Genomic DNA, 14,833 nt, shown 5'->3' on the forward strand with positions numbered 1-14,833 from the left:
ATGTACTACGACCATTTGGCGGCTTTCAACTCAAATCAGACTTGCGAAACAGGATACACCTATAAACGAACGCCTTGACGAATTAACAAACAACTGCCTTAATTTTCATGTTTTGTCAGCACGGAGTTTTGCTAGGCAAAACATGAAACCACAAAAATAACGAATTTGGGCGTACGCGCCCTGTCTGACTATCACTAAGGATAACAACCGATGGTTTTACAAAAATCCCTTACGTATACCCTGTTACTCACATCCAGCCTGTTGTTCACCGCTTGCGGCAGCGACAGCAATGATGACTCCGACACGACCGTGGAAGAGTCGTCAGTGCGTGCACAGGATGCCCGAAGCTATGCCGTTGATCCGGCCACACTGCCCTTCGATTCGTCGGAGGACACGACTACCGACACCTGGCACGGCGTGATGGATAACGGTGCGGGTTACCGCGTTGAAGTTCCGGAGAACTGGAACGGCATCCTCGTTATGTGGACCCACGGTTACCGCGGCACAGGGGAAGAACTGACGGTCAGCAACCCATCGATACGCGAGTGGCTGATCGAGAACAATTACGCCTGGGCTGCCTCCAGTTACAGTAAGAATTACTACGACGTTGAAGCTGGCGTTGAGGACACTAACGAACTGGCACTGAAATTCACAACCATTGCAGAAGATAATGGCCGAACCCTGACGGCACCCGTCAAGACGTTTATTGTCGGTCAATCCATGGGTGGTCATGTGGCTGCCGCAGCGGTGGAACAGGAAACACTGTCATCGGCTCGCAACCAGGTTTTATATGATGGTGCGCTGCCAATGTGTGGCGTGGTGGGCGGCACACATGAATTCGATTATCTGCTGGATTTCACCTTTGCCGCACAGCACGTTGCCGGGTTAGGCCCCGACAGCTTTCCAGCGGACTTTGACCAGCCCGCCATTGATGCAGTGCTCTGGGATACCGTACCGTCCTTTACCGAACAAGGGGTTCCCACTGCAGACGGCCTGAAGCTGGAGGCCATCGCCAGGAACCTCAGCGGCGGTGACCGGCCGGTGTTCGAGGCGGGCTTCCGGGGTGGCTACTACAACGTAGTCATGGGAACCGGCGGTCGTGACGGCACAGTGAACGGTATTCTGGAGAAGGATCTGACCGGCAACACCGACACCGTTTATCAGTTGGACAATGACCCAAGTCAATCTGCTGAAGAAAATACGTTCAATAACACCATTCTGCGGGTAGAAGGTGACCCGACAGCCAATGCCCCAAGATCTGAGGGGCTGCGATACATCCCCGAAATCAACGGACAATTCACGGTGCCGGTACTCACGATTCACGGCCTGGGCGACCTGTATGTGCCGTTTGTGCACGAACAGATCTATCGGCGCCGTGCAATTGCCAATGGCAGCGCTGACCTGCTGGTACAACGCGCCATTCGCGCACCGGGCCATTGTGACTTTACAGCGGACGAACAAATAACGGCGTTCAGTGATCTGGCGAACTGGGTCATAAACGACGACAAACCCGACGGCGATAACGTGCTCGATGCCGCGCAAGTTGCTGACGAAGCCTATGGCTGCGAGTACTCAGACCCTGCTCGCAGCGCCTTCATGGACGCCTGCTCAAGCTTGAACTGATCCCGCTGTCGTTCAGATGCGATAAAAAAGGGAGGCTCCCCGGCCTCCCTTTTCAGTTCTCGAATCAATTTTCATACCTGGATTAAGGATTCACACCCCCAGCGATTCAATATCACTACCCAGCATCGCGAGCTGATGTGCGATGGATTCCCGCAGTTTCTCGCCAGAAATAAGATAGGAAGGGGCCGCACATGTCAGCGCCATGATGGTGCCATCCTGAAGCCGCACGGGCACGCCAGCGGAATTGATATTACGGTCCCACTCACCCATCGACAGGCAGAAGCCGTACTGTTTGAAATCTTCCATCGCGCGTTCGAGACCATCCTGCTTTTCGGCCCATACTTCCGGGCCATATTTCTCGGCCATGGAATCTCTTAGCACTTTGCGAGCTTTATCACTAACGGCGCAATAATAGGCACGGCCAGCAGACGTGGTGGCCATCGGCAGTTTGAGTCCGATTTCCATCCGCAACAGCGAAGCCTCCGGGGGCAACCGATTTTCTACATAGATCATATGCAGGCGGTCACGGCAGGTCAGGCCCACGGACATATTGGTGCGGCGGGCAAACTCGTCCATGTAAGGCTTGGCGAGCTGGCGCACCTTAAGGTTGGACACGTAGGCGTAGCCTAACGCAAGCACACCTGAGCTGAGCTGGTACTTCTCCAGCACCGGGTTGTAACTCAGGTAACCAAGTTGCGTTAGCGTGTAGGTCATACGGGAGACAGTCGGCTTTGGTAAGTTGGTGAGCCGTGAAATATCCTGATTGCCCAGGATCACCGACCCCTGACTGAAAGCCCGCAGTACGTCCAAGCCCCGGGACAACGCCTCTACAAACTTCCGGTCTTTCTCCGGTTTGACGGGCTTGGCTTCGCCGGAAGCAACCATCAGCTCCGGGTTTTCTATTAATTGGTCAGTCATAGTGGTCAGGTATCCTCCAACGCCGTGCGTGTCGCCATGGCCCTGGTTTATCTGCAATGAATGTTTAGTGGACGCATTTTAATCTGTGACCGTTTGAAGTACCACTGACAAAAAACAAAAGTCGTGCCAAATTTGAAACAGTCTTTCTTTATGTTTCATAGTAGTGGCCAAATAATGACATCTCCACCCGGCTCTGATAGTTTTTTTTGGTAACTTATTTTGCCTTGCGAAACATTTAGCTCAAAATTGTCACATAAAATAGGACAACACGCATGAAGATACTGTTTGTAGCAGGCGATCCAAAGCCCGAACGCTGGACCGTTCCCATCCAGGCTCTGCTGCCCGATGCTGACATTCACGTCTGGGACCCGGAAGCACCCACTTGTAACGCTGATTACGCCATTGTCTGGAAGCCACCCGCACAATTGTTTGAAAGAGAGAAGAATCTCAAGGCCGTGTTCAACCTCGGGGCAGGTATTGATGGCTTGCTGAAAGTTCCGAATCTGCCTACTGATATTCCGGTGGTGAGATTGGAAGATGCGGGCATGGCCGTTCAAATGGCCGAATATGTGATGCACCAGCTTGTTGATATCACCCGCACCATGGATGTCTACCGGGCTCAGAATGCCGAGGGCCGCTGGCAAATTCACCGCCCCATTAAACGGAGCGAATGGCCCATTGGCATCATGGGGCTTGGCCATATCGGCAAGCGCGTAGCCCGCACCCTCTCGAACCTGGACTATAAAGTGCACGGCTGGGCTCGGGGAGAGCATGACATTGACGGCGTCACCACCTGGTCCGGCGGAGACGACTTCAAAACATTCCTCGGCGAGACCCGCGTGCTTATCAACACCCTGCCGCTGACGGAAGCAACACAAGGCATCATAGACCGGGAAACGCTCAGTCTGCTGAAGCCTGATGCAGTACTTATAAATGTGGGCCGGGGTGAACACCTGGTGGAAGAGGACCTGATGGCAGCCATGGACGAAGGCCAGATTATCCGTGCGGTACTGGATGTCTTCACTAAAGAGCCGCTGCCGGAGGGCCATCCTTTTTGGGCCCGGGGCAACATCACTATTACCCCTCATGTGTCTGCCCGCACATTACGGGACGACACGCTCGAGCAGATTACCGGCAAGATACGTGATCACGCCGAAGGCAAGCCGATTAGCGGTATCGTGGACATCGACCGCGGCTACTGAGCCCTGCAGGCCTGACGGAGGCTCAGAGCGGGCATTTCGGTTAATCGCAAGGGGCCGCGAGGTGGCTTGCATTTAGGTAGCACCCGGATTAATCTTGATTGTCTATTAATACAAAACTGTATTTCGCATAATGAAACACTATTAGTATTTTTAACAGGACAAGCTCGCGTTTATAACCGACTTGCTATCAACTAATTCCTGCAAGACTGGAGATGCCATGAGTGCGTATATCTATGACGGCCTGCGAACACCGTTTGGTCGCCACGCCGGAGCGTTGGCGAAAGTCCGCCCTGACGACTTGCTTGCCAGCGTGATCAGAACCCTGGTTGAGAGAAACGCGTTTGATAAAGGTCTCTATGAAGACGTCATCGCAGGCTGCACCAATCAGGCCGGTGAAGATGCTCGTAACATTGCGCGTCACGCGGGCCTGCTGGCGGGATTACCAGTAGAAACCGGCGGCCTCACCGTGAACCGTCTTTGCGGTTCAGGATTGGCGGCCATCATTGACGCTGCCCGAGCTATCCGCTGTGGAGAGGGTGAGTTGTTTGTAGCAGGCGGCGCTGAGAGCATGAGCCGGGCACCGTTTGTGATGGCGAAAAGCGAAACCCCGTTCAGTCGGGATTTTCGGGCCTTCGACAGTACCATCGGGGCACGTTTTCCCAATCCGGGCATTGAGCGCCAGTTCGGTGCAGACACCATGCCGGAAACTGCCGACAATATTGCCCGTGAGCTGGGGCTGAGCCGCGAAGCGGTTGACCGCTTTGCAGCACAAAGTCAGGCGCGTTATGAGGCAGCCCTGAAGTCGGGCTTCTATAATGAAGAAATCCAGGCTATCGAGGTGCCCCAGGGCCGCAAGAAGCCCCCCGTCACCGTTGATAAGGACGAGCATCCCCGTCCGCAGTCTGACCTGGCGGCATTGTCAGGGCTGAAGCCATTATTCGCCGACGGCATAGTGACGGCGGGGAACGCGTCCGGCATCAATGATGGGGCGGCAGCCGTGCTTATCGGCTCACGGGCTGCGGGTGAGAAAGCGGGCGTTAAGCCCAGGGCGCGCATTGTTGCTGCGGCCATCGCCGGGGTGCAGCCAAACGTTATGGGCTTTGGCCCGGTACCGGCCAGTGAAAAAGCCCTGGCCCGAGCCGGTCTGACGCTGAAGGATATGGATGTTATTGAGATCAATGAAGCATTTGCAGCCCAGGTACTCGGGTGTACCACTCGTCTGGGCATCGCAGGTGACGACCCACGGCTGAACCCCAATGGCGGCGCCATTGCAGTCGGGCACCCGTTGGGCGCTTCGGGCGCCCGCATTGCTTTGACAGCGACGCGTCAGCTCGAACAGATTCAGGGCCGCTACGCGCTGATCAGTATGTGCATCGGCGTCGGCCAGGGTATTGCCGCTGTTATTGAGCGGGTCACGGACTGAACCAGGCCGGTGTTGACCGGTCATAAAGACACCTTAATTTTCAGGAGATAACCAATGGCTTCCGCACCCTGGGATGACCTACTGCATTTTGACAAGCAACTGGATGAAACCGAGCGTCAGGTTCGGGACAGCATCCGTGGCTTTTGTGACCAACGCCTGATGCCTGGCATTATCGAAGCCAACCGTCACGAGAAATTCGACCGCTCGATCTTCACCGATATGGGTGAGTTGGGCATGCTTGGCGCCACCCTGCCAGAAGAATACGGCGGGCCCGGCCTGAACCACGTGTGTTACGGCCTGATTGCCCGGGAAGTTGAGCGGGTGGATTCTGCCTATCGCTCGGCGTTGAGCGTCCAGTCCTCGCTGGTTATGCATCCGATCTACTCCTTCGGCCAGGAAGCACTGAAAAAAAGTGTACTGCCGAAACTCGCCTCCGGCGAGCTGGTCGGCTGTTTCGGTCTGACCGAACCTAACCACGGCTCCGATCCCGGCGGCATGGAAACCCGTGCCAAAAAAGTCGACGGTGGCTATCTGGTCAGCGGCTCCAAGACCTGGATCACCAATTCACCGATTGCCGATGTATTCGTGATCTGGGCCAAGCTTGACGGTACCGTCACCGGTTTTGTTTTGGAGCGCGGTTCAAAAGGCCTGGACGCGCCCAAAATCGAAGGTAAGTTCTCCCTGAGGGCTTCCGAGACCGGTTCCATCTTTATGGACGAGGTTTTCTGCCCGGACGAGAACAAATTGGATGTCGAAGGCCTGAAAGGTCCGTTCAGCTGCCTTAACAAAGCCCGTTACGGTATCAGCTGGGGCTCCCTGGGCGCGGCCGAGTTCTGCTGGCATGCGGCCCGCAACTACACCCTTGAGCGCAAGCAGTTCGGCAAGCCCCTGGCTGCCAACCAGTTGATCCAGAAGAAGCTGGTGGATATGCAGACCGAGATTGCCCTTGGCCTGCAGGGTGCATTGCAGCTCGGTCGCCTGATGGACGCTGGCGAAGCCTCACCGGATGCGATTTCCCTGATGAAGCGCAACAACTGCGGTAAATCGCTGGACATTGCGCGGGTTGCCCGGGACATGCACGGCGGAAACGGTATCTCTGACGAATACCATGTCATCCGCCATGTGATGAACCTGGAAGCAGTCAACACCTATGAAGGCACTCACGATATCCATGCGTTGATTCTGGGCCGTGGACAGACGGGTATTCCTGCTTTCGGCTGACATTGACGGTTACGCTAGAACAGAAAAGGCAGGGCTTCACGGCCCTGCCTTTTTTATGCGCTTGCCCTGCTGCAGCTTGGCTCTAATTCAACGAAATCATCCTGTGCTCGTATGCCTGTGGCACAATACGCCCGATAAAAAATCCATTGGGCAAATCAGGTTATTCAATGGCGCACATAGTTGGTGTTTGGGAACTTGGAGGACATCTGGGTCATCTGGGGCGTTTCGCCGCGCTGGTCCCTCGCTTTATAGAACAAGGCCACAAAGTAACCCTCGTGCTCAGAGACCTTTCTCGAGTGCAGCATCTTGATGGTCTGAATCATGCGTCAGTCGTGCAGGCGCCATTGTGGATGCCAAAGTCCCGCAGCGCGCCGATACATCCTGTGAGTATGCCGGAGATCCTCCAGCACTTTGGTTACCTTAGTGCGCCGGGTTTACACGGCATGGTCCGGGCCTGGAGCGATACGTTTGACGCCCTCAAACCGGACTTGCTGCTCTGCGACTACGCGCCGACTGCGCTGTTTGCTGCCCGTGGCAAATCTTTCGTGTGCGCGGCCATAGGCAGTGGATACAGCCTCCCTCCTGACGGTGTTACGCCCATGCCGGCCTTTCGGTCGATCTCTCCAGGGGTTCGCGCGCGCGCCCTGAATGCTGAAAAGAAAGTAACTCAGGTTATCCAACGCGTCGCGAAGGAACTTGGTCAGCCCCGAATTGATAATGTTTGCGACATTTTCAAGGTAGATGAAGCTTTTCTGTGCACGTTGCGGGAGCTGGATCATTATGAACGTCCGGAGCCTGCATGCTATTGGGGGCTTCCAACTCAGGCCTCCTCAGGGCGGTTGCCAGCCTGGTCTGACAGCGGTCAGCCAAGAGTATTTGCTTATGTGAAACCTCCGGGGGCTCACTTCGACGCTACGATCAAAGCCCTTCAACAATCTGGCCATGAAGCCGAGATCTTTGCCCCTGGCATTACCCCGGAAGCGCTGCAAAAGCATGCATCCAATACTTTGCGAATCAGCTCAAGGCCATACGACCTGGTCAAAACCTTCAAAACCTGTGATGCAGTAATCTGCCATGCTGGACACGAGACCGTCGTCGCCGCTCTTCTTGCTGGCCGGCCCGTCGTGCTGATCCCCCTTCAAATGGAGCAGTACGCGTTGGCGCGGCGAGTGGAAGCTCAGGGTCTGGGCGAAGTGGTCGCATCGGATGCGCTCTCAAGTCTTCCACGGGCGCTGGAGCGAACGCTCAGCGCATCACGTATTGAGCAGGCTCGCGCTTTTGCGTGTAAGCACGCGGTAACGACGCCAGCGGACGCCACCCTGAAAATCGTCGAACGTTGTGAGCAACTGTTAATGCGCTGAGCCCCAAATGAATCCTGGTCTCAGTTATAGCGCTGCAAAAGCTCGCTTCAATCATTGACATTAGTTAACAATTCTAATAGTTTCGTTTTTGCCATTTTTTGAAGCAGTTTCGCCATCATTTGCGAATCCGGCTAGAACATAAGCTGGAAGGGAAAAGCACCAATCATGCCTTATGTGCATGGATGCGATGTACAGCGAGCTTAGGTCAAATGTTGCTAGTCAGGCTCGGAACGTAAATCAAGGAAGAATAAGGGGTGCAGTTTGAGCGCGACAGCTCAAGAAGCTCTTAACGCAAAATTCAAGGAGTTCGTCGATCCACCAATCAGTCGAGAGTCATTCGTCTGGATGATGGGCAGTCTTTGTCGAGTTCACCGTTTTCCGTTCGACCAAAAAATGCTGCTGGAGCAATTCCCGCCGCCATACACGCGTGCCTCATTTCAGCAGGCCTCAGAAGCCCTCGGGTTCGTTGTCGAGCTTCACCGTGGCACTCTTGCGAGTTTGAAGTCAGAAAAGCTCCCCTGTGTAGTGCACCAGCGGGCGGAACTAAACGATCCAGCCTGCGAAGATTCCGATACCGGAGAAACAACACTATGCCCCGCTTTGGTCGTCAGGGCCGACGGCGAGCGCATCCTTTACTTCGAACCCGGCAGCGATACGCCACATACTGCAGGTGTTGAGGAGGCAGACCGGCGATTCGAACCATTGGCACTTGGTGTTCTTCCCGCCGATACTCCGCCACCCGAGGATGAGGCTCACGCCGAGCCGAAGCGCTTCGGTTTCAGTTGGTTTATCCCCGAGATGTTGCGTCATCAGCGCGTGTGGCGGGATATAATCATCGCGTCGCTCGCGATTCAGTTGCTGGGCCTGGCCATGCCATTGTTTACCCAGGTAATCATTGACAAAGTCATTGTTCACAACACCCTCAACACCCTACTGGTGGTAGCGGTTGCTTTGGTGATGTTCGCTATATTCACCGCCATCATGACCTGGATCAGGCAATACCTTGTCCTGCACACCGGCAACCGAATTGATGCCGTGCTTGGCGCGAATGTGTTTTCCCACCTTTTCCGCCTGCCTATGCGCTACTTTGAACAGCGCCCCACGGGCACACTGGTAGCACGCATCGAGGGCATCGAAACCATTCGCAGTTTCATTACCGGGGCCGCCGTCACATTAGTGCTGGACCTGCCATTCATGTTCGTCTTTCTGGCGGTCATGTTTTTCTACAGTTGGCAGCTTACGCTTATCGTGCTTGGAATCCTGTTGGCAATAGCCATCATCAGTATCTCTATTGCCCCCGCCCTGCGCCGAAGACTGAATGAGCAGTTCCAGCTTGGTGCTCGCAACCAGGCGTTTCTTGTTGAATACATTACCGGCATGGAGACGGTGAAATCTCTCCAAATGGAACCACAGCTTCGCAACCGTTTTGGCGACTACCTGGCCAGCTACCTCGGTTCCAGTTTCCGTGCACGCAACCTCTTCAACACCTACAACGTCTCTGCCAATACCCTTGAACAGATACAGTCCCTTGCGATTCTCTGCGTGGGCGCATGGATTGTGATGACTACGAACACCATGACCGTCGGCATGCTGGTGGCCTTCCAGATGTTTGCCAGCCGACTGTCTCAGCCTGTGCTGCGACTGGTAGGGCTATGGCAGGAGTTTCAGCAGGCTAACATTGCAGTAAAGCGCCTTGGTGACGTAATGGACGCCCCTGCGGAACCCTACAGCCTCACACCCTCACGGGCGCCGGGCGGCAAAGGCCAGATTGAGATTCAGTCGCTCGGATTTCGCTACGCGGATGATCGACCACCCCTTTACCGCAACCTGAACCTGACCATCAAGCCCGGAACGGCAGTTGCTTTGACCGGTCCGTCGGGCTGTGGCAAAAGCACCTTGGCCAAATTGCTTCAGGGTTTCTATCGTCCTACTGAGGGTCGCATACTCATCGACGGCCGTGATGTGTGCAATCTGACTGCGAACGAGTTGCGTGCCCATTTTGGCGTAGTACCTCAAGAGACGCAGCTCTTCTCCGGCACTATCTATGACAACCTTATTGCTGCTAATCCTCACGCGACTTTTGAGCAGGTTGTGCAGGCGTGCCGCCTCGCCGAAATCCACGAGACGGTTGAAGGGTTGCCCGAGGGTTATCAGACGGCCCTCGGTGAGCGCGGTGTTGGCCTTTCCGGTGGACAAAAGCAGCGGCTGGCTATTGCGAGGGCTTTGCTCAAGCGTCCACAGATTTTGATCTTTGACGAAGCCACCAGTGCCCTTGATGCCGCTACAGCGGAGCAATTCGCCCAGACCGTGAATAAGCTTCGGGGCAAAGTGACCTTGGTATTCATTACCCATCAGGTGCCCCGGGGACTTGCAATCGACGAGCACCTGACCCTTCAACGCGGCTTGGCTGGATAACATGAAGATACTGGATCCGAGAACGCCTGAAGAGAAAGAGACCTGGAAGCGCCGTGGCGCCACTATTGTATACCGCTCCGGCGAGGTTCGTGCTCTGCTCTGGCGCATGCTGCGTTGGTGCGCCACTGCTTTTTCTGCCGCGATAGCTGCAGGCTCGATCATTTACAGCTTTTGGTTGAGCGCGACGTTTGCGCTGTTTCTGACCGTAATATTCCTGTCGCCAGTTCGCCGTTGGCTTCGATTCGATAGCGGGTGCCAGCTTAATGGGCGCCTGCAGATTTTGGGGCTTGGCATTTTGGTGATCGTGGTGCTCGCTGCAATCTGTCAGCTAGAGGTAATGAGCCGCATAAATGACTTCTATCAACAACGAGAACAGATTGTTACCCGAGCAGAAAAGGCGGTGGAGAGAAGTGATTATCAAGCAGTCTATGCACTAGCAAAGCGATTTGACGTGGTACCTGGTCAACCGCTTGAGGCAATTGCGTCTAAAGCGCAAGCGAAACAGAAAGAAGAAAAAGAACGTCTCGAAGCATTTACCGAAGTTTTCTTGGATCAGTACCGACGTCAGCGGGATTCGCGACGAGAGGCTGAGGCTGGCGCAGATTCCGCAGGTGAGCGATGAATACCGACGATAAAGATACGTCCGGAGCGGCCGGCGGGGCGAGCCCGGACAAGAAAAATGAGTTGACTAGCGCTCCGGGTAGTGACGAGCGCTTAGCATCGCCTGAGTATCTCGAAAATTTGCGAGAAGCGCATGATAAAACCTCACGAACTCATGCACAGAAGCTGAAAACACTGCAGCTACGGAACAGAGAGATTCGAAAGCAGCGTCAGAAAGGGCTCTCATTACCGGAACATGCTCGTGAAATGACTCTTGATGAAATGAATCGGTCTTTCCCGCTCTACTTTTTGATGCGCTGGGAGTTTTATTTCATTTCGGCGACGTTCGTGTTTTTCACGGCATATTTCCCATGGCAATGGTTGGCTGACTGGGGCATCACCAGAATTTTTGTGACAGCGATGGAACAGGTCGTGCCGTCCATCAGTGGCCTCTCAAAGGAGGCACGTCATTTACCGCTGGATGCGTCTAAAACTCAGCTTAGTTTTATCCATTTTTGCTGTGCTGTTGCGTCAACCTTTAAATTGCTGACTCAGCAACCTGCTGTGTGGCGCGTGGCCAGTAAGACCCGGTTTGCAGCTATTTCGATTGGTATGTCCATGGCGGGCATCGTCTTTGTATACGTAATTTTCTTCTGGGCTGGCCATTTCAACAGCACTCTTGATGAGGGCTGGCATGCAAATCTTCTTCAGGTTGCAGCAAGCCACACCGCTTTCTGGTTGCTTTTGACTGTCGTTCTGGCGATGGCGTGGAGCGGACTGCAGGAAGTAATCCGACAAGCTAAACAGCATTAATGCAAAGGAATTAAGGAGGTTTAGGGAATGAGCGATTCAACAAATCAAGAGAACAATGATCAGCCAATACTCGATATTGAGGACTATTCGTCAGCACTGCTGACTGGGTTGAGCTCGCTGACCAAAGCGGATCTCAGTATTGAGGAATTTCAAACACAATACCTGGACGCACTCGACGATCAAACTAACGCTCTGAATAATCTTACGCGGGCCCAGCGGTTAGAGCTCGCCGCATTCGCGAGACCCAATTCAGTTGAGGCTCAGCAAGCTTTAAAGGCAAGCTTCGGCACCATAAAAACCTACTGGGCTGAGTCGTTAGAAATAGCTGAGGCTGAGTTAGCAGCATCAGGCCAAGAGATAACTAACACCAAGTTGCTGAGTCGGGCTTTGAACACGCTAGGTAAATTGAGCGGAGCCACTGGATCTATTAGTTTAGCCGTGGATACGGTTGCACTTGACAGCCATGTCCAAGCAGGTGAGTCAAAGGAAGCTGGCTCGCTCCTGCTAGAAGCCACCTCCACAGCAGTCGCTGGTAGTTTGATATTGCTTGCTGCCCCAGGGGCTCTCACACTTGGGGCTGCCGCACTAACCATAGCAGCGATAGGTAGCGCTGCCTTAGGTATTCAATACGTCGTATCGCAACGGGTTCCAGACGCGTGGAAAACCGCCGTTGGCGAGTTTCTGGTTGAAAATTTTAACCGCGATCTGTTGCGTCAAAGAATAAACCAAAATTTCCGCAATGAGGCCATTCCCAGATATTTAGAAGAGAATGTACAAGCCATTTTTACGGAAGTTAAAGACTCGGGGCTAGAGCCATCAGATCTCCAAACTGAGTTCTTGGGTGATATCAATCCAGCGACCCTCACTGAGCGCGCTAAAACCGATCCGGCCGTTCGCTATGCGCTGGATCGTGGCCACTTCTTCGCAATTTCGAATGATTTATCCGTATATGACAACCGCGCCTTGGACGTTGCGAATTTTACCAGCGAGTACCTGCGCGATCGCGCCGAATATGTCTCCAGTGTCTTTGCCTTTGGGCTTGAAGAAGGGGATACGGTATATCGGGATCTGCAGTCAGGAATCACGGCAGGTGCCGATCCTTCGTTTCGTTTATTAAAAGACCAGGTTGTTTTTGGTACTGACCAAGGGGATAAAATTGAAGGTGCGGATCTCGGTTCGGACAGACTATATGGCGGTGATGGCAAAGATATACTGGTCGGGTTGGGCGAAGCAGATTACCTCGAAGGTAACGAAGGCATCGATACTCTTATTGGTGGTGCCGGAGAGGATATCCTGGTTGGCGGTAAAGACGATGACCAACTTAGCGGCGGCACCGGATTCGATGAATACCGCTTCCAGCCGGGCGACGGCTCGGACACTCTCTACGACAGTGACGGCCTTGGCCGTATTCTGATCGGCGACGACACGGTGCTTGTTGGCACAAATGAGGTTGCCGCTCGTGATGGCGGAAATACCGTTTGGGAAAGCGCCAACGGCGAAACCGTCTACACCCTCGTGGACGGCTCTCTGGATGGAGGGACCCTTGAAATAACAGGCCCGGGATTTGAGACCGGCGACAAAATCACGATCCGCGATTTCCGCAACGGTGACCTGGGGATTGAGCTCAATCCTGAACGCAACATTACCCTGACTAATACTGATGGTACCGGCTCAACAACACTTGCCGAGGGTGGCGCGCAGAGATTTCAACTGGAACTCAACCACCCCGCCGAAGCGGGTGGCCGCATTGTTCTTTCGTTGGACGGCTCGGGAGCGGATACGGTCATCGTGCGTTCTGGCGGCGAAGTTCTGCAGTTTGCGAAGGGTGACATCACTCTGACACTTGAGGAAGGCCAGCAGGCTCTCGACTTCTCTCTGGTCAGTGATGGCGATATTGACGCCAGTGCGGATCTGAACCTGCAAGCCATTTACCAGAACGAGGACGGCGACGCGGAGACTGACCCGATGTCGACCATGATTACTCTGGAAGCGGACGAACTTGCAGATAATGAGACAGGTGCTGGTCTGCAGGTCACCGGCGACTCTGTGTGGGAAGACACCGATGCTGATGAACTGGGTTTTCAGTATGACTACGACGCGTTTGGCACCCATGTCTATGTGTTTCCATACTGGCGGCGTCTGGTCGAGAGTCATCGGCATTCGGCGAGCGCTGAAAGCGCGAGTACGGAGCATGCCTGATCACAGTAAAAGCAAGAACTAAGCGAGTCTCTATAGTGCTTGCCGCACTAGTGGCGGTGATTGTGGCCCTGTTGGCAGTGAAGAACGAACATGACAATGTTGAGGCTAGCGGTGGTTCTAAGAAGGCTCAGCGTGTGGTGCAGTGTCTGTATGAAGATGGCTTTCCATTCTTGGGGGAAATCGAGAACACCTTCTACGACGAGAAACGAAGTTGTTATGCCATGATGTATCAGATTTCAGGCAGCATTGGTTACCCCCTCGTTCCCAGCTATGGGAGGGCCAGAGAATCGCTTTACATTAACCTTCCCGAGGGGAGCGAGATCAGCAATAAACTCAATCAACTCTACGGTGTACGAAGCGAAGTGAAAGTTCAAATAAGCCCGTCAGATTTTGATGCTCAACTCAGAGTGAAGACCGAACTTGCAGCAGAACATGGCCAGGTAGAAAGTTTTGTCGACGATGAACGTTTCCTTGTTCGGAAAATTGGGGACGATTCGAGAAGATACTACTCGAAGCAAGAGGGAAATCCCCTCCAGATTAGCTGTTCAATGGAAGATCCGAATTCAAATGATTTTCCAGAACATTCTATCTGCTACGTCTGGACCAAAACCTGCAACAAACTGACCTTGAAATACACAATTTTCGGAAATCCTTTTGACAAGCTGGATGCAATTGACCGAATTCACCAGCGGGTCGTGCAACCATTATTTGAGCGCTGCGACTGAATATACAAGGAGAGTTAAGAGATGGCCCTCAATGACAAAAGATTGACGATTACGACTGAACAGTACAACAGATTAGATCAATTGATAACAAACGATGACTGCAAGGGCTTTTACGTCGCGCTTTTGGCCATTGCGAGGGCTTTGCTTAAGCGTCCACAGATTCTGATTTTTGACGAAGCTACAAGTGCATTGGATGCGGCAACTGCCGAACAGTTCGCGCAGACGGTGAATAAGCTTCGAGGCAAGATGACACCTGTGTTTATTACGCATTTGGTACCAAGAGGGCTTGTAATTGATAAGCATTTAACCCATCAAAATGAGGTCAGTGACTAG

At 53.7% G+C, this 14,833-nt stretch carries 12 protein-coding genes; 11 read left to right on the forward strand and 1 reads right to left on the reverse strand.

What is annotated here, in order from left to right:
* Window positions 1–210: 210 nt before the first annotated feature.
* Window positions 211–1,623, forward strand: coding sequence for an alpha/beta hydrolase (locus WEB64_RS09730; RefSeq protein ID WP_368058811.1), 1,413 nt, complete (start codon window positions 211–213; stop codon window positions 1,621–1,623).
* A gap of 90 nt (window positions 1,624–1,713) precedes the next feature.
* On the opposite strand, the gene WEB64_RS09735 is transcribed toward WEB64_RS09730, so the two are convergent.
* Window positions 1,714–2,508, reverse strand: coding sequence for an IclR family transcriptional regulator (locus WEB64_RS09735; protein WP_368058958.1), 795 nt, complete (start codon window positions 2,506–2,508; stop codon window positions 1,714–1,716).
* Window positions 2,509–2,813: 305 nt separating this feature from the next.
* Between WEB64_RS09735 and WEB64_RS09740 the strand changes: the two genes are divergently transcribed.
* The 10 genes from WEB64_RS09740 (at window position 2,814) to WEB64_RS09785 (ending at window position 14,833) form a co-directional block, all read left to right on the forward strand.
* On the forward strand, window positions 2,814–3,743 hold the full coding sequence (locus WEB64_RS09740) for a 2-hydroxyacid dehydrogenase (RefSeq protein ID WP_368058813.1): 930 nt from the start codon (window positions 2,814–2,816) through the stop codon (window positions 3,741–3,743).
* Window positions 3,744–3,960: 217 nt separating this feature from the next.
* On the forward strand, window positions 3,961–5,166 hold the full coding sequence (locus WEB64_RS09745; protein WP_368058815.1) for a 3-oxoadipyl-CoA thiolase: 1,206 nt from the start codon (window positions 3,961–3,963) through the stop codon (window positions 5,164–5,166).
* A 54-nt stretch (window positions 5,167–5,220) separates the two neighbouring features.
* Entirely contained in the window at window positions 5,221–6,387 is a 1,167-nt protein-coding gene (locus WEB64_RS09750) for an acyl-CoA dehydrogenase (protein WP_368058817.1), read from the forward strand.
* Window positions 6,388–6,554: 167 nt separating this feature from the next.
* Complete coding sequence (locus WEB64_RS09755) at window positions 6,555–7,748, forward strand: glycosyltransferase (RefSeq protein WP_368058819.1); 1,194 nt, start codon at window positions 6,555–6,557, stop codon at window positions 7,746–7,748.
* A 261-nt stretch (window positions 7,749–8,009) separates the two neighbouring features.
* Complete coding sequence (locus tag WEB64_RS09760; RefSeq protein ID WP_368058821.1) at window positions 8,010–10,163, forward strand: peptidase domain-containing ABC transporter; 2,154 nt, start codon at window positions 8,010–8,012, stop codon at window positions 10,161–10,163.
* Between the two features lies 1 nt (window position 10,164).
* The gene (locus tag WEB64_RS09765) at window positions 10,165–10,785 is read left to right on the forward strand and encodes a hypothetical protein (protein ID WP_368058823.1); all 621 of its coding nucleotides are present in this window, start codon (window positions 10,165–10,167) and stop codon (window positions 10,783–10,785) included.
* Window positions 10,782–11,576 (forward strand): hypothetical protein, encoded by a 795-nt coding sequence (locus WEB64_RS09770; RefSeq protein ID WP_368058825.1) that lies wholly within the window; start codon window positions 10,782–10,784, stop codon window positions 11,574–11,576. Before WEB64_RS09765 ends, WEB64_RS09770 begins: the two co-directional genes overlap by 4 nt.
* 108 nt (window positions 11,577–11,684) lie before the next feature.
* Window positions 11,685–13,775 (forward strand): calcium-binding protein, encoded by a 2,091-nt coding sequence (locus WEB64_RS09775; RefSeq protein WP_368065585.1) that lies wholly within the window; start codon window positions 11,685–11,687, stop codon window positions 13,773–13,775.
* 35 nt (window positions 13,776–13,810) lie between these two features.
* Window positions 13,811–14,500 carry a hypothetical protein gene (locus WEB64_RS09780; RefSeq protein WP_368058829.1) on the forward strand — a complete coding sequence of 230 codons (690 nt, stop codon included), beginning with the start codon at window positions 13,811–13,813 and terminating at the stop codon, window positions 14,498–14,500.
* A 21-nt stretch (window positions 14,501–14,521) separates the two neighbouring features.
* Entirely contained in the window at window positions 14,522–14,833 is a 312-nt protein-coding gene (locus WEB64_RS09785; protein WP_368058831.1) for a hypothetical protein, read from the forward strand.

It is taken from the genome of Marinobacter sp. (assembly GCF_040882185.1).
In the GTDB taxonomy this organism is placed as follows: Bacteria; Pseudomonadota; Gammaproteobacteria; order Pseudomonadales; family Oleiphilaceae; genus Marinobacter.